Source organism: Streptomyces sp. NBC_00631, assembly GCF_045206895.1.
Taxonomy (GTDB): Bacteria; Actinomycetota; Actinomycetes; order Streptomycetales; family Streptomycetaceae; genus Streptomyces.
The window spans coordinates 5319254-5333831 of sequence record NZ_CP107734.1; the positions used below are offsets into that span (position 1 = coordinate 5319254).

A 14578-nucleotide genomic window follows, 5' to 3' on the forward strand; every position below is an offset into this window, starting at 1 on the left:
AGGCGAAAACCGGCAGGCCGGCCGGAGCCGTCAGGCGGAAGCCAGCAGGCGAAAACCGGCAGGCCGGCCGGAGCCGTCAGGCGGAAGCCAGCAGGCGAAAACCGGCAGGCCGGCGGGAGCCGTCAGGCGGAAGCCGTCGTCAGTTTGGTCAGGTCCTCGTTCGTCAGGTCCAGGTCCGCCACAGCCAGCAGGGGCGGGAGCTGTTCGAGGGCGCGGGCGGAGGCGATCGGGGCCGCGATGGTGGGCTGGGCCGCCAGCCAGGCCAGGGCGACCGTGGGGACCGGGGCCTCGTGGGCCGCGGCGACCTCGTCCAGGGCCGCCAGCACCTTCTGCCCGCGGTCCGACTCGGCGTACTGGGCGGCTCGGCCCGCTCGCGCGCTGTCGACCGTCGTACCGGGCCGGTACTTGCCGGTGAGGAAACCGGCGGCCAGGGAGAAGTAGGGGACGGCCGCGAGGCCGGTGCGGGAGGCCAGGTCCTGGAGGGGGCCCTCGTAGGTGTCCCGGGAGACCAGGTTGTAGTGGGGCTGGAGGGCGACGTACCGGGCGAGGCCCTCGCGGTCGGAGAAGTCCAGGGACTCCTGGAGCCGCTCCGGCGTGATGTTGGACGCGGCGATGTGCCGGACCTTGCCCGCCCGCACCAGCTCGTCCAGCGCGCCGATGATCTCCTCGACCGGGACCTCGGGCTTGTCGAAGTGCGTGTAGTACAGATCGATGTGGTCGGTGCCCAGGCGGCGCAGGGACGCGTCGGCGGCGGCCTTGATGTTGCCGGCGGACAGGCCCGGGTACTCGGGGTGCTGGCTGACCTTCGTCGCGATGACGACGTCGTCGCGGTTGCCGCGTGCCTTGACCCACTTGCCGATGATCGTCTCGGACTCGCCGCCCGTGTTGCCCTCGATCCACGCCGTGTACGAGTCGGCGGTGTCGACGAAGTTGCCGCCCGCGGCGGCATAGGCGTCGAGGACGGCGAAGGAGGTGGCCTCGTCGGCGGTCCAGCCGAAGACGTTACCGCCGAGGGCGAGCGGGAAGACCTCCAGGTCGGAGGCGCCGAGCTTGCGGAGGGAAGGGGAAGCGGAAGAAGCAGTCATGCCTCACTTCAACACGCAGGGCCGGGCGCCCCATGCCGACGCAACACGAAGTTCTTGTAAAGGCGCCCCGCCCGTCCGGGTCAGGGGTTGAGGCCCTTGCCGCGCAGCCAGGTCATCGGGTCGATGGCGGTGGCCTGGCCGTTCGGGTGGACCTCCAGGTGGAGGTGGGGACCCGTGACGTTGCCGGTGGCGCCGACGCGGCCGATGACATCTCCCGTGGCGACCTTCTGGCCGACCTTCACGCCGATCGAGGACTGGTGGCAGAACCACAGCTCGGTGCCGTCGTCGAGGGTGATGATCGTGCGGTAGCCGTAGGAGCCGGCCCAGCCCGCCTCGGTGACCGTGCCGCCGTGCACGGCCTTGATCAGCGTGCCGGTCGGCGCGGCGAAGTCGAGGCCGGTGTGGTAGCCGGAGGACCACATGGAGCCGGCCTGGCCGAAGGTGCCGGTGATCGTGTACGAGACGACGGGCAGCGTGTACTGCTTGGCCAGCTCGGCGAGGCGGGCCTGCTCGGCCTTCTGCTTCGCGGAGGTCTCGGCCTTCTCCTTGGCGTCGGCGGCCTTCGCGGCGGCCGCCTTCTCCGCCTTGGCCTCGGCGGCGGCGACGGCCTTGGCGCTGGCCTTGGTGTCGAGCTGGTTCTGCTGCTGCGCCGCCTGGGAGATGATCCGGCTGCGCAGCGCCTCACCGGCGTCCGAGGAGGAGGAGTCCGCGTCGGTGGCGGTCGTCGTGGTGACGCTGCTGAGCGCGGTCTGGGTGGCCTGGTGACCGCTGCCCTCGCCGAGCAGGGAGCTGACGGAGGAGGGCAGGTCGGGCAGGGAGATGGAGACCGGCGGCTTGCCGGTGTTGGCGCTGGCCATGCCGCCCGCGCCGACGGCGGCGATGACGCCGACGCCGAGAACCGTGGAGCTGCGGGCGAGCCCGCCGCCCTTCTGTTTGGCGACCCGGTGCCGGCCGCGGGCCGCGGAGAGAGACTCCTCGGTGGGGTTCCACTCCTCGAAGGGGCCCTCGTCGGTGCGGTGGCCGCCGTAGCCGAAGGTGTCGGGCTGGCGCTGGCTGGGCACGAACGGGGCTGCCGGAGCAGGCGGGTTGGACGCCACGCGGGCGCACTCCTTTCCTTCCGCTGCCTACCGGGTTAGCTGACGGGTTCGGAGCGGGAAGGTCTCCTACGCGCGTATACCGACCGTTTTGTACCCGGCGGTAGCCTCGCGATTCACCCCAAGGTGGTGGTTCCCCGGTTCCCTTGCGGGATTCGGCGCGTGCGCACGGAGCCGTCGCGGGTGACGGCTGGGACGACCGCGCTGCGTTATCGAACGTTAATAGACCCGGCTGTCAGTTTCCAAGCAGTTCGCCTTGATCATTAAGCTTTTAAAGCTTGGACTTACCAGCCACGACCGATCAAAAGCGGTCGAGTCGACGGTGTGCGCGGGTCAACTCAGGAGTCACACGCGTTTCGATGGTGACTCAGTTGTTATGCGGAGGGCGGCCGTCCGGGCACCCAAAGTGACTGCGGCCGTCTGGAGCCGGATATGACTCAGGGCCGGAATCCTGATATCGGATTCCGGCCCTGAGTTTCAGTAGCGGGGACAGGATTTGAACCTGCGACCTCTGGGTTATGAGCCCAGCGAGCTACCGAGCTGCTCCACCCCGCGTCGTTGACACCAGCATACGCCATCCGAAGAGTGGAAGTCACACGGGTTAAAACCGGCAGGTTCCGGGGCGCTGGAGCAACGCGCCCCCGAAGGGGCGCGGGGAACTGCGCGAGCAACCCCCACGCATCCGCACCCGCACCCGCGAAACCACCCCAGCCCCCTCCTCGGCCGCCCCTGTCAGCCGAGAAGATGCCCGTTGGGCGCCTTCGCCTGCGCCTCGTACTCCCCCAGGACCAGCACCTCCACCCCCGCCTCCCGCAGCGTCCCCGTCCCGTCGGCCGCCGTCACGAACGTGTCCGGCTCGCGCCACGCCGTCACCACCCGCCGTACCCCGGCCCGCAGGATCAGCTCGGCGCACGGGTGCGGGCGGGAGGCGCGGTGGGTGCAGGGTTCGAGGCTGGTGTAGACCGTGGCGGAAGGCAGCCGGGGGTCGGTCGGGGAGATCTTGGCGAGGGCCGCCTCCTCCGCGTGGACCACGGGGTCGCCGGCCTCCCGGGAGTGGCCGCGGGCCAGTTCCGTGCCGTCGGCCGCGACCACCACCGCGCCCACGCTGAACGCGGTCCGGGACGGCGGGCAGTCGGCCGCCAGTTCGCAGGCGAGCCGCATCCAGTGGCGGTCGGCGGCGGACGGCGACCCGCCCGTGCCGGGGGCCGTGGGCGCGTACCGCGTCAGGACGACGTCCTCGATACGGCGGGTCTCCAGGAGCCGCAGCCGCCCACCCTGGTACCCGCCCGGACCGAACAGCCGCGGTGCCTTCGGATCGCCGACGAAGAGGGGGGCCAGAACCAGCTGGAGCTCGTCGGCCAGGCCCTGCTGGAGGAGCTGGGTGTGGACCGTGCCACCGCCCTCGACCATCAGGCGCCGTACCCCCCGCACGTCGTGCAGGTGCTCCAGGAGGAGCCGCCAGTCCAGCTCCGGGCCCAGTGCCACGACGTCCGCCGCGACCTGGGCCCGCTCCGCGCCCTCGTCCGTCGTGTAGACGACCTTCGCGCCGCCCGTGTGCCAGAACCTGGCCGCCGGGTCGAGCTCACCGGTCGCGGTGACGGTGACCTTGAGGGGGTACTCCGGCTTTCCCGCCGCGACCCGGGCCGCGCGCCGCTCCGGGTCGTTCACCAGGAGCCGCGGGTTGTCCGCTCGGATGGTGCCGGCGCCGATCAGGATCGCGTCGACGGACGCCCGCACCTCGTCGACGCGGTCGAAGTCGGCCGGCGAGGAGAGCAGCAGCCGGTCGGGGCCGGTGTCGTCGAGGTAGCCGTCGAGGGAGACGGCGGCGGAGAGCAGGACGTAGGGGTACGGCATCGGACGCGCTCACTCCCGGGGACGGGCAGGCTTGGTTAAAGTTTGAAACAAACCTACACTGGGTGCATGAAGACTCGCTGGCTCACTCCGGAGGAGCAGCGCGCGTGGCGCGCGTTCATGGCGGCGACGAACCTCCTGGAGGACGCGATCGACCGGCAGCTCCAGCAGGACGCCGGCATGCCGCACCTGTACTACGGCATCCTCGCCAACCTCTCCGAGGAGCCGGAGCGCAAGCTGCGTATGACCGATCTCGCCGAGAAGTCGAAGATCACCCGGAGCCGGCTGACGTACGCCGTGACGCGACTGGAGAAGGACGGGCTGATCCGGCGCGAGGACTGCCAGTGGGACAAGCGGAGCAGCTTCGCGATCCTGACCGACGAGGGCATGGCGGTGCTGGAGCGCACGGCGCCCGGCCATGTGGAGACCGTGCGGGCGGCGGTCTTCGACCAGCTCTCCGACGAGCAGGTGGAGCAGTTGGAGACGATCAGTTCGGCGATCGCGCGGGCGCTGGAGGGCGCCGAGACTCCCAGGCCGACGCCGGACGAGGTGCCGTGGCGGCGCCGGTCGTCCCCCTGTTCCGGCTCCTGAGCCCCGGCTTCCGTCGCCGATCGTGAAGCCGGACTTCTGAAACCCCACAGAAACCTGTTGCTTCAAATTTAAAACATGGAGTAGGGTTCCGTCCGTGGGTCTGCTTCAAATCTGAAGCAGACGCCCGCGACGTCCCGTACCGGGACTGCCGTCCTGCACCCGGACACTGGAGAACCCGATGACCGACTTCCCCGCCGCCACCCAGCGCGCCCGCGTCCGGGTCCCGCTGCGCTTCGACGACGGCTACAGCGTCAACGCCGAGCTCGTCACCTTCCATGGCCTGACCGACGGCCAGGAGCATGTCGCCGTGGTCCTGGGCGAGCCCGCCCCCGGCGCCCTTCCGCTGGTGCGCCTGCACTCCGAGTGCCTGACCGGCGACGTCTTCGGCTCGGCCCGCTGCGACTGCGGACCCCAGCTGCGCGAGGCCGTCGAGCGCATCGCCGACCGCGGCGGCGTCCTGCTCTACCTGCGCCAGGAGGGCCGGGGCATCGGCCTCTACAACAAGCTCGACGCCTACGCCCTCCAGGACCAGGGCCTCGACACCTACGAGGCGAACGCCGCCCTCGGCCTGCCCGAGGACGCCCGCGACTACACCGCCGCCGCCCAGATGCTGGCCGCCCTCGGCATCACCGACCTCGACCTGCTCTCCAACAACCCCGACAAGGCGGAGCAGTTGCGCGGCCTCGGCGTCACCGTCCGCGACCGCGTCCCGACCGGCGTCTTCAGCACCGCCCACAACGTCCGCTACCTGCGCGCCAAGGTCCTGCACACCCAGCACACGCTGCCGCTGGCCGAGTTGACGGAACTCAACGCGGGCTGAGCCCTCTTCGCCGGCCCCTTGTTCCGATGTACGGCTCCCCGCCGGACGTGCTGGCAACAACGGGCACACCGACGACGAAGGGAGCCCTGGTGGACGACCAGCTGGCGCGTGTCCTCGACGACCTCTACCAGGAGGGGCGGGCGCACGACGGCCCGCTGGCCGACCGGCTGCTGAGGCTGCGCAACATGACCCCGGACGCGGCCCGGCTGATCTCGACGCTGATCCGGGCCCGGCGCGCCACGTCCTTCCTGGAGATCGGCACGTCCAACGGCTACTCGGCGATCTGGTTCGCCGACGCCGCCCGCGACACCGGCGGCCGGCTGACGACCGTGGAGACCGACGCGGACCGGGTCGCCGCGGCGCTGGCCAACCTGGAGCGGGCGGGCGTAGGCGAGTACGCCGACGTCGTCCACGGCGACGGGGCCGAAACCCTGGCCAAGACCCCTGACGCGTCCGTCGACCTGGTCGTGCTCGACGCCGAGCGCCCGGCGTACACGGACTACTGGTCGCAGCTGCGGCGCGTCCTGACGCCGTACGGCGTCCTGGCCGTCGACAACGCGGTGAGTCACCGGGACCAGGTGGCCGCCTTCCATGAACTGCGCGTCGGGGAGGGGGAGTTCGCCGTCGCCCTGCACGAGGTGGGCGACGGCGTACTGACCGGGATCCGGGTGCGCTGAACCCCGGCCCGGCCGCGCAGGTGGACGGAGCCGTGGTGGACGGCTGGGACCCCTACGCGTCGGAGCCGAAGACGGACGGCGCCGATCCCCCGGTCCCGTCCGGCAGCCGCCGAGCCCTCCGCCCCCGCGGCGTTCGATCCGCAGGCCACCGACTCACCCGCGCGTTGGTCACACGGGGATCGAAGTCCCGGCCCGAACGGCAGCGGAGCGTGGAGGCCGGGTCACTCGCTCGGCCTGGGGGCACCCCACTCCTCTTCCTCTTCCATGTACCGGATGCCGTCATGGGACAGTGAGGCGGTGGCGGGCGTCTTGTGCGACGTCCATTCGACGGTGATCAGGCCCTCGTCGGCCAGGTAGGCGCAGGCTGCGGACAGGTCGTCGTCGGGCAGCCGGAGCTCCTCGCGGAGTGCCGCCCCGCTGACCTCAGGCCGGTTGCGCTCCATGGCTCCGTAGAGTTGCCGGAGGATGGCCTTGCGGTGGGTCTTGCGTTCACGGAGTGTCGTCATGGCTGGCGCTCTCAGGCTGGTCACCGAGGCTGCTGATCCGGACCAGCAGCCGACCCTGCGGCTCGCTCACAGTCTCCGCCGTCCGGGTGCCCCTCTGCGCAGCACCTCATGCGGCTTTCCTCTCGCTGTGTGGGGACGTCCCGGCGGTCCCGGCGACGCCGGTGCTCGCGGTGATGGGGAGTAGCGTGGTTCAGGAGCGAGGCGCATCCTGTGTTCGCGCCGGATCCCGAACGGATGGTCCTCATGACCGAGTCCGACACATCCCGTGGTTCCCGGCATCTGCCGAGCGGTGTACACCATGCGGTGAGGCCGGGCAGCGCACTGCTCCGGATGGAGACGATGGCATCTCGCGAAGGTGTCCTCGACGGTGCCTGGTGGCCGCGGTCGCGTGACATCGGGGCCGAGTTGCCCGCCCTGCTGAGCGCTCTGACCGAGCACCTCGGCCCGGTGAGCCGGGTCGGGCTGGATGCCGCGGCCTGGGAGGGGCTCCCCACGCGGATCGTCGTGAACGACCGTGTAGTGCACGTGGACTCCTTCCCGGTGGGTGATGACACCGTCCTGATCACCCGGGGCGCCAGGGACCACTTCTCGCTGCTGGTCGTCCCGCCGGAGGCCACACCCGAGGAAGCTCGTACGGCGATGGCCCAGGCTGCCCTGGCCGGCAACGTCAGCTCGGCGGAGCAGATCCTCATCGACACAGGAGGCGGGCATACGCCGTCGGGCTGACGGGTCGTCCCACCCGGCGGCCGCAGAGCGCGACGGCGCGGTCAGCCGCGCCACTCCACCAGGAGCAGTGTGGCGTCGTCTGTGGTCCGGCCGCCCCGCGCCCGCATGAGTGTGTGCGACAGGGAGCGCGCCACCGCCCGGACCCCACGGCCGGCCCCCTCCAGCCTGTTCACCCAGTCGATCAACTGCTCCTCCCCGAACTGCTCCTCGCCCGCCGCGTGCTCCTCGATCAGCCCGTCGGTGAAGCACAGGACGCGGTCTCCCCGCTCCAGCCCCAGCGCACTGATCTCCGGCTCCGCACCGCCCAGGCCGACCGGCAGCGTCGTCGGCGCGACAAGCCGGCCCGTGACACGGTGGTCGCGGACGAGTATCGGCGCCGGGTGGCCGGCGTTGACCCACTGCAGGTGGCCCGTCGTCGTGTCCAGCCGCATCATCTGCGCGGTGACGAAGTGCTCCGTGCCGAACTGCTTCGCCACGGCCTCGTCCATGAAGGCGTAGATCTCCGTCAGGCCGGTGCCGAGACGGCGGGCGTGGCGGTAGGCGCCGATGGCCACGGTGGCCATGGTGGCCGCGTCGAGGCCGTGCCCCATCGCGTCGATCATGGCCAGGTGGAGGACGTCGCCGTTCAGCGCGTAGTCGAAGCTGTCCCCCGCCACGTCGTACGCGGGCTCCAGGACCCCGGCCAGGGCCACGCGCGGCATGATCATGGCCAGGGGCGGCAGCAGGGACCACTGGATCTCGGCGGCCACGCTCATCGGTTGACCGCGCCGGGTGCGGAAGAACAGGTCGGAGTATCCGTGCTTGGTCACCAGCAGGTCGGCCACCAGACCGGAGAGCCGACGCAGGATGCGACGCACGTCGTCATCGGCACGGTTCAGCGTCACGGCCAGGACACCGACCTGGTCGCCGCCGTCCAGCAGCGGCAAGTAAATCCGTACGCCGTCTTCCCCAGGCAGCTCCACGGACACCCCGTCGAGAAAACAGCGGCCCGCGGCGGAGTCGTCGATCACCGGCGGCTCTCCGTCCACGAGGCCCTCGCCGGGTAGGGGTACGAGCCGCAGTTGGCCGTAGTCCTGCAACAGGACCTGCGGGCAGCGGCCCCCCAGCCGCTCCACCACGTCGGCGACCAGCGGGCCGATGAGGTGGGGCGGCAGTTCGTGCGCGCGATCGAGAACCGCCCCCAGCAGTGCTTCCCCGAAGCTCTCGGAGCGGTCCGTGCGCGGCTCGGCCGTCATGCCCTCACCGGACGGATCCACTCGAACCCGGGCGGCGGAGGTGGCCGGCGAAGGAAGCTGCCCGTCCCATCACTCCATCATCAGCCGTTCCACTCCCCGGCGCTCTCCTGGCCGGCACCGCCCTCGACCTGGGCTGGGACGCGCCCGGCCGACGGCGTGTTCCAGGGACCGGCGGCGGCCGTCACCAGCCGACCTGCTGTTCCGGCGGGTTCCTCGGGTGGGACGACCAGCCGTTCCCAGCACCCGACGGTGCCGCACTCCAGGGTGATGGCATGCGCCTCGTCGGTGTCGTCGCCCAGGACGACGTCGATCACGTGGTCGGGCGCCGGCACCGTCTGCGGGGCGTCAGGCCAGTCCGCAGCGCCCACCGTGTCGCGGGTGACCGTGCCGGGGCCGGGGTCCGGCGAACCCACGAGCGCGGGCAGCTCCAGGGGCAGGGCGTCACAGCGTGGCCGCCACGTCCAGTGGACCGTGACCGGCCTCCGGCGTGAGGCTCAGACGGGGCAGCGGCATCGTGTGCGCGTCGTCGTCCGTCGGCGAATCTCTGGTGGGCGGTGTGACGGAGTCCATCGCGCGGTCCGGTCCCGGGCAGCCACGCCGCTGCCCTCGTTCGTCACTCGCCGGGAACGGCGCCGCTCGGAGCGTGCGCCCGAGATGCTCTCGGTACGGCCCAGGCTACGCCCGGCCTGGGCTGCCGACCCGAGGCGCCAGTACCGGGCCGTTCTCCCCATACAACACCAGTAGGCAGGGCGCGCCCCGACCGGGCAGCCCCACCATCTCCCCGCAGTTCCGCCAGCCCCAGGACTCGAAGGCGGCCTGCCCGGCCTGGTCCGCCGGACGGAGCAGGACGGCTCCGAGGGCGACGTGCCGGTCGGCCAGCAGACGCTGTTGCAGACGGTGGCCGATGTCGCGGTACTGGGCGTGGTGATGTGCCACGACCTGGGTGAGGAGCATGAACCGGGCACATCCGGTGAGCCGTTGGACACTCCCCTGCAAACCGCGCTCGGAGCGGGTGCCAGGGCCCACCGGGAATCCGAACGCGCACCCCACCAGCACCGTCGTCTCGGCAACCAGCAGCGCGAAGCCGGGCCGTCGGGCACTGACGGCAAGCCGGTCCAAGAAGGCGTCCCGCTGTCGGTCCGCATGCGCGGACAGACCCGCAGCGGGCTCCACGGCCAGGTCTGCGATGTCCTCGCTCAACCCCTCCGCCTGCTCACGGGAGAGGCGGCGGAGACGGATCCCGTCCTTGAGGGCTGGTCCACCGGTGTGGTCGCCCTCCCCGTGCCGCTCGTCGGCCGGCGGAGACGCGCTCGGCGGGTCGCTGAGCAGAGAGGCGGAGTCGGTGACGGCGAGGAGCCGGGCGATCTGCGCGCACGGATGGCTCAGCCGCAAGCAGGAGTGCACCCGGTCGGCGCGGTCCGATGCCGTCAGGAAGACGTCCAGGCCCTTGGCGTCACAGGATCCGACGGTGGCGAGATCGACGTCGATGGCGGTCATGCCGTCGCGCAGGCACTGCTCCAGCGCGGCCCGCAGCAGCGGAGCCGTGGCCGGACCGATCGCGCCGGCGAGCGTGACGAGGGCCCGCTCCCCCCGGTCACGCCGGTGGATGTCCAGCCGCTGCACGACCCTCACCTCGCCTCTTGGCAGGAAGACGCAACGACTGGCCACCGTCGTGGAGTTGCCGTTCACGGCGGCATGTTGCCGACCCGTCTCCGCGTCGTCCACCCGGGCGGCCCGGGATTCGGCTCGCTGACCGAGCACACCGCCTGCCGAACCGGTCCATGGACACGTCCACGGCAGACGGGCCGCCCGTGGGGCGCTCTGCCTGACCCCATACCTACGGGGTAACCACCGATCCCAGGCCCAAGCACGTTCCACCGACCGAAGGCACATCCGCTCACGCATCGCCCACGCACGGGCCCGGGAACGAAGCAGCGCCCGACCCGACCGAAGTCGGCTCAGGCGCTGCACAGCAGGTCAGGGGTCGTCTCCCCCGGACACATCCGGTAGGCCGTGTGGGACTCGAACCCACAACCAATGGATTAAAAGTCCACTGCTCTGCCAATTGAGCTAACGGCCCAGGCGATGTTGCCTCCCCGAGCATAGCCGGACGGAGGCGTCTCGCCGATCGGGTATCGGGGTCGTGGCCGCGTCGCGTGGCGGAAGTGGGACGGAAGTGGTCCGGTGGGTCAGAGATCGACCAGTTTGCCGGTGTCCTCGGGGCGTGCCGCCCGGTCCGGGTTGAGGAACCAGTGGCGGGCCGAGACCTGCCACCAGATCGCGGCGAAGCCGAGGACGGCGAGGACGGCGACCGGGGCGTAGTTGAAGGACTTCCAGGTGACCGGGGAGACCTGCGGGAGCATGAAGAGGATGGTGATGACCACGACCCACGTCACCGAGATCACGCCGATGACCAGCGACCAGCGGCCCAGGTGCCAGGGACCCCTCTCGAACGCGTCGCCCTTCCGTACCCGCAGCAGCGTCGGGATGACGTAGGCCACGTACAGGCCGATCACCGCGATCGACGTCACGGCGGCGTAGGCGGTGTAGTTGATCAGGTAGGGAAGGCCCAGCGCGAGGGCGGCGAGGGCCGCCAGCCAGACCGCGGCCACAGGGGTGCGGGTGCGGGGGCTGACCGTGTGCCAGACGCGGGAGAACGGCAGCGCGCCGTCACGGGAGAAGGCGTAGATCATGCGGCTGTTGGCCGTCACCGACGCCATCCCGCAGAAGAGCTGGGCGCCGATCACGACGAGGAGGAGGAGCTTGCCGGTGGTGGCGCCGAGCGCGTCCAGGAGGATCTGGGCGGGGGGCGCGCCGGTCGGGGACTTCAGCTCGTCACCATAGGACTGGATGGCGAAGGTGAAGCCGAGGAGGAGGACGAAGCCGGCTATCCAGGACGTCCAGATGGAGCGGACGATGCCCTTCGGGCCCGCCGTCGAGGCGTCGTGGGTCTCCTCGGTCATGTGCGCCGAGGCGTCGTACCCGGTGAAGGTGTACTGGGCCATCAGAAGACCGAGGAGGACGACGTACGGGCCGCTGCTCCAGCCGGTCTCGTTCACGAACTTGGTGAAGACGAAGGACGCCGACTGGTGGTGGTCGGGGACGAAGGTCAGCGCGCCGACGATCACCAGGACGCCGAGCACGTGCCACCACACGCTGACGCTGTTCAGGATCGCGACGATCCGGACGCCGAAGGTGTTGAGGAGGCCGTGCAGCGCGAGAATCCCCGCGAAGAGCAGGATCGTGCGGCCGGGGGTGACGGTGAAGTCGAACTGGAGGTTCAGGTACGCCCCCAGGAAGGACGCGGCGCCGAAGTCGATGCCCGCCGTCACCGCCACCTGGCCCAGCACGTTGAACCAGCCCGTGAACCACGCCCAGGCGGCCGCGCTGCGCGGCGGGGCCAGCCGGTGGGCCCAGAAGTAGAGGCCTGCGGAGGTGGGATAGGCGGAACAGATCTCGGCCATGGACAGGCCCACGAAGAGGGTCATCAGGCCTACCGCCACCCAGCCCCAGGTGATCACGGCCGGGCCGCCGGTGATCATGCCGAAGAGGTAGAGGGTCAGACAGCCGGAGAGGACCGAGATGATCGTGAAGGAGACCGCGTAGTTCGAGAAGGCCGACATACGGCGGGCCAGGACCTGGGTGTAGCCGAGCTGGGCGAGACGCTCCTCGTCGGAGAGTGCGCCGGAGGGCGACTTGGCTGTCGCATCTTCTGTCATGCCCCCAGCGATTCCCTCGCCGGGGGCATGACATGCGTCACAGCGTGGCCGAAAACCGGCTGGAACGGGCCTGAAACAGGCTTTAGAAGAGCGCCTTGTAGCCCTGCCAGCCCGTCGCGATCTTCACGCGCGCCGCGAACGTCCCCTTGCCGGTGCCGGTCTGCCGGTACAGGTTGCCCGCGGTGTCCCGCATGACCAGGTCGTTCCTGCCGTCCCCGGTGATGTCGCCGACGCCCACGACCGCGTTGTACGAGGCGTTCCAGTGCGCGGCGACCTTCACCCGCTCCTTCACCTGGCCCGCCCCGGTGCCGTCGTAGCGCCACAGGGTTCCGGACTTGTCGACCGCCAGCACGTCCCCGAAACCGTCGCCGTTCAGGTCCCCGGCGCCGACGATCTTCGTGTACGCCGACCACGCGCGGATCTTGACCCCGGCCTTCAGCTTGCCGCTGCCGTTGTCGGCGAACAGGTACACGTCCCCGGTGGAGGCCTTGCGGGCCAGCAGGTCGGTACGGCCGTCGCCGGTGAGGTCGCCGGGGGCGGTGAGGACGTTGTACGCGCTCCAGCCGGTGCCGAGGGAGATGTGCTTGTCGGACGGCTTGTACGAGCCGCCGCACTTGCCGGTGTACCGGCGCAGCTCCCCGTTCGGCATCCGCACCAGCATCTCGGCGCACCGGTCGCCGGTCATGTCCCCGAAGGGCACGGCGGTCGTGCCGGCCGACCAGCCGGAGGCCGTCCACGTGCCGCTGAACCTGCCGTCGCCCGTGGTGGAGTGCAGCGTCAGGCCGCCGGAGGAACTGAGCGTGGCCAGGTCGCCGTAGCTGTACCCGCTCTGGTCGTGGAAGCCCTGCGTGCCGCCGGTGTACCCGAACTTCCCGCTCGTCGTGTACGTCCCCGGGCCCTCGACGGCGGTGGCGGTCAGCGTCCAGGTCTTCGGCCCGTTGAGCGGGTAGCCGCCCGTGTTGTTCGTGCCGTCCCAGTCGACGTCGACCGACGTACCGCTGCCCTTGATGGTGCGGTCGGCGTGACCGTGCGCGTCCTTCACGGTGAAGGTCCAGTTCGCGGGCTTGCTGAGCTGCCAGAGGCTGTTCCAGGTGGTGTTGCCCGTGGCGCCCCGGGCGTCCTCGTCCGAGTCGTCCACGTCCGACTCGATCCCCGTCAGGGACTGCGTCGGCACGCCGCTCGGCACGATCCGGATCACGTTGTCCGGGCCGGCGTACGCGATGTCCCCGCCGAACTTGTCCACGGACCAGGTCAGCCGCCGCTGGTCGGCGGTGTGCCCGGCGGGCAGGTCGGCGATCGCGCGGGCCGCGGCCGCGGTCCCGGTGTGGAAGTCCGTCAGCATGAGCTCGCCCGCGGTCCGGTCGTGCCGGACGAGGTAGCCGTCGCCCACGAGCGCCGGGCCGGAGGGCACCTCGATGTTCTTCTTCGCCGTCCGGTCGTACACGCCCGCGGCGCCCGTCGGGCCGCAGTTCCAGTAGATCCAGCGGCCGACGACCTGGAGTTCCTTGACCGTGCAGGGCGCGCCGGTGGAGACGGTCGCGACCGTCTTCTTCGCCTCCAGGCCGTATCCGGTGACGACGCCGTTGCCGGTGCCCGGCGTCCACAGCGTCGCACCCCACACGGAGGCGGCGGTGATGGACCGGGTCAGCCGGACGTCCTCGTAGCGGTACGGGTTCACCGCGTCGACGTACTGCTTGCCGGTGGAGGTGGCCTGGTAGACGTAGTAGCGGCCGGTGGCGTCGACGAAACGGCCGCCGGTGACGGTGGGCTCGGGCCCGCCGTCCATCTCGTCGTCGGTCAGGTAGATCTGGGCCGTCTGCCTGCCCGTGCCGTCGTCCATGAAGTCGCCGACGTAGGTGTTGCCGAAGGTGCGCATCGGCACACAGCCCTGCGCACCCGCGTCGCACGGCACCCGCTGGACATGGCTGCCGACCGCGAACGTGCCGGCGAATCCCCGGTCCGTCTTCCCCAGCACCGTGGAGCCGTCGGCCGAGATCTGCCGGCCGATCACCCACTGGTCGCCGCTCGGAGTGTTCTCCACGGTGGTCAGGAAGCCGCCCGCGTAGTCGATGCCGTAGACGCCGTCCGTGGTGATCGGCGTCGGGGTGGCGTCCGCGGCGGCCGTGCCCGCGGTGGTCAGCGAACCGGCACCGAGGGCGGCCAGTGCGACAAGAGCGAGCGTGATCCGGGCATGCCGGCTCAAAGAAACCCCCCAGGAAGTCAAAAAGTCAAAGGATGCTAACAAGCGGCACACAGACATCAACAGTGAATTGC

At 70.7% G+C, this 14578-nt stretch carries 14 protein-coding genes, 2 tRNA genes and 1 riboswitch; of the genes, 4 read left to right on the forward strand and 12 right to left on the reverse strand.

Features of this window, described 5'->3' with window-relative positions:
• Nucleotides 1–122 precede the first annotated feature (122 nt).
• The 4 genes from OHB00_RS24315 to OHB00_RS24330 form a co-directional block, all read right to left on the reverse strand.
• Nucleotides 123–1085, reverse strand: a complete 963-nt coding sequence (locus OHB00_RS24315) for an aldo/keto reductase (RefSeq protein ID WP_406437538.1) — start codon at nt 1083–1085, stop codon at nt 123–125.
• 80 nt (nt 1086–1165) lie between these two features.
• The gene (locus tag OHB00_RS24320; protein ID WP_406437540.1) at nt 1166–2182 is read right to left on the reverse strand and encodes a M23 family metallopeptidase; all 1017 of its coding nucleotides are present in this window, start codon (nt 2180–2182) and stop codon (nt 1166–1168) included.
• 7 nt (nt 2183–2189) lie between these two features.
• Nucleotides 2190–2350, reverse strand: a riboswitch (cyclic di-AMP (ydaO/yuaA leader).
• Between the two features lie 310 nt (nt 2351–2660).
• Nucleotides 2661–2734 (reverse strand) — tRNA-Met (locus tag OHB00_RS24325).
• A 177-nt stretch (nt 2735–2911) separates the two neighbouring features.
• A complete protein-coding gene (locus tag OHB00_RS24330) occupies nt 2912–4033 on the reverse strand; it encodes a dihydrofolate reductase family protein (RefSeq protein WP_406437542.1) in 1122 nt (373 codons plus the stop codon).
• Between the two features lie 66 nt (nt 4034–4099).
• Here OHB00_RS24330 and OHB00_RS24335 point away from each other — a divergent pair, with 66 nt between their 5' ends.
• From OHB00_RS24335 to OHB00_RS24345, 3 genes are all read left to right on the forward strand, one after another.
• Complete coding sequence (locus OHB00_RS24335) at nt 4100–4621, forward strand: MarR family winged helix-turn-helix transcriptional regulator (RefSeq protein ID WP_406437544.1); 522 nt, start codon at nt 4100–4102, stop codon at nt 4619–4621.
• Nucleotides 4622–4799: 178 nt separating this feature from the next.
• Complete coding sequence (ribA, locus tag OHB00_RS24340) at nt 4800–5441, forward strand: GTP cyclohydrolase II (RefSeq protein WP_406437546.1); 642 nt, start codon at nt 4800–4802, stop codon at nt 5439–5441.
• A gap of 89 nt (nt 5442–5530) precedes the next feature.
• Nucleotides 5531–6118, forward strand: a complete 588-nt coding sequence (locus tag OHB00_RS24345; protein ID WP_406437548.1) for an O-methyltransferase — start codon at nt 5531–5533, stop codon at nt 6116–6118.
• 221 nt (nt 6119–6339) lie between these two features.
• On the opposite strand, the gene OHB00_RS24350 is transcribed toward OHB00_RS24345, so the two are convergent.
• Nucleotides 6340–6624, reverse strand: coding sequence for a hypothetical protein (locus OHB00_RS24350; RefSeq protein WP_406437550.1), 285 nt, complete (start codon nt 6622–6624; stop codon nt 6340–6342).
• A 243-nt stretch (nt 6625–6867) separates the two neighbouring features.
• On the opposite strand from OHB00_RS24350, the gene OHB00_RS24355 reads away from it, so the two are divergent.
• Complete coding sequence (locus tag OHB00_RS24355) at nt 6868–7350, forward strand: DUF5994 family protein (RefSeq protein ID WP_406437552.1); 483 nt, start codon at nt 6868–6870, stop codon at nt 7348–7350.
• Between the two features lie 41 nt (nt 7351–7391).
• Here the strand turns inward: OHB00_RS24355 and OHB00_RS24360 are convergent, their stop codons facing one another.
• From OHB00_RS24360 to OHB00_RS24390, 7 genes are all read right to left on the reverse strand, one after another.
• A complete protein-coding gene (locus tag OHB00_RS24360) occupies nt 7392–8585 on the reverse strand; it encodes a PP2C family protein-serine/threonine phosphatase (RefSeq protein WP_406437554.1) in 1194 nt (397 codons plus the stop codon).
• 80 nt (nt 8586–8665) lie between these two features.
• The gene (locus OHB00_RS24365; RefSeq protein WP_406437556.1) at nt 8666–8998 is read right to left on the reverse strand and encodes a DUF5994 family protein; all 333 of its coding nucleotides are present in this window, start codon (nt 8996–8998) and stop codon (nt 8666–8668) included.
• Between the two features lie 28 nt (nt 8999–9026).
• Entirely contained in the window at nt 9027–9155 is a 129-nt protein-coding gene (locus tag OHB00_RS24370) for a hypothetical protein (protein ID WP_406437558.1), read from the reverse strand.
• 105 nt (nt 9156–9260) lie between these two features.
• Complete coding sequence (locus OHB00_RS24375; protein WP_406437560.1) at nt 9261–10274, reverse strand: STAS domain-containing protein; 1014 nt, start codon at nt 10272–10274, stop codon at nt 9261–9263.
• A gap of 318 nt (nt 10275–10592) precedes the next feature.
• Nucleotides 10593–10665 (reverse strand) — tRNA-Lys (locus tag OHB00_RS24380).
• Nucleotides 10666–10774: 109 nt separating this feature from the next.
• Nucleotides 10775–12304, reverse strand: a complete 1530-nt coding sequence (locus OHB00_RS24385) for an amino acid permease (RefSeq protein WP_406437562.1) — start codon at nt 12302–12304, stop codon at nt 10775–10777.
• Between the two features lie 82 nt (nt 12305–12386).
• Nucleotides 12387–14507 (reverse strand): FG-GAP repeat domain-containing protein, encoded by a 2121-nt coding sequence (locus tag OHB00_RS24390; protein ID WP_406437564.1) that lies wholly within the window; start codon nt 14505–14507, stop codon nt 12387–12389.
• Between the last annotated feature and the right edge of the window lie 71 nt (nt 14508–14578).

What these genes read in the sequence shown, in the direction of transcription:
- OHB00_RS24315 (WP_406437538.1), bottom strand. Translation starts at nt 1,085, where the DNA reads ATGACTGCTTCTTCCGCTTCCCCTTCCCTCCGCAAGCTCGGCGCCTCC.
- OHB00_RS24330 (WP_406437542.1), bottom strand. Translation starts at nt 4,033, where the DNA reads ATGCCGTACCCCTACGTCCTGCTCTCCGCCGCCGTCTCCCTCGACGGC.
- OHB00_RS24335 (WP_406437544.1), top strand. Translation starts at nt 4,100, where the DNA reads ATGAAGACTCGCTGGCTCACTCCGGAGGAGCAGCGCGCGTGGCGCGCG.
- ribA (WP_406437546.1), top strand. Translation starts at nt 4,800, where the DNA reads ATGACCGACTTCCCCGCCGCCACCCAGCGCGCCCGCGTCCGGGTCCCG.
- OHB00_RS24350 (WP_406437550.1), bottom strand. Translation starts at nt 6,624, where the DNA reads ATGACGACACTCCGTGAACGCAAGACCCACCGCAAGGCCATCCTCCGG.
- OHB00_RS24355 (WP_406437552.1), top strand. Translation starts at nt 6,868, where the DNA reads ATGACCGAGTCCGACACATCCCGTGGTTCCCGGCATCTGCCGAGCGGT.
- OHB00_RS24360 (WP_406437554.1), bottom strand. Translation starts at nt 8,585, where the DNA reads ATGACGGCCGAGCCGCGCACGGACCGCTCCGAGAGCTTCGGGGAAGCA.
- OHB00_RS24370 (WP_406437558.1), bottom strand. Translation starts at nt 9,155, where the DNA reads ATGGACTCCGTCACACCGCCCACCAGAGATTCGCCGACGGACGACGAC.
- OHB00_RS24385 (WP_406437562.1), bottom strand. Translation starts at nt 12,304, where the DNA reads ATGACAGAAGATGCGACAGCCAAGTCGCCCTCCGGCGCACTCTCCGAC.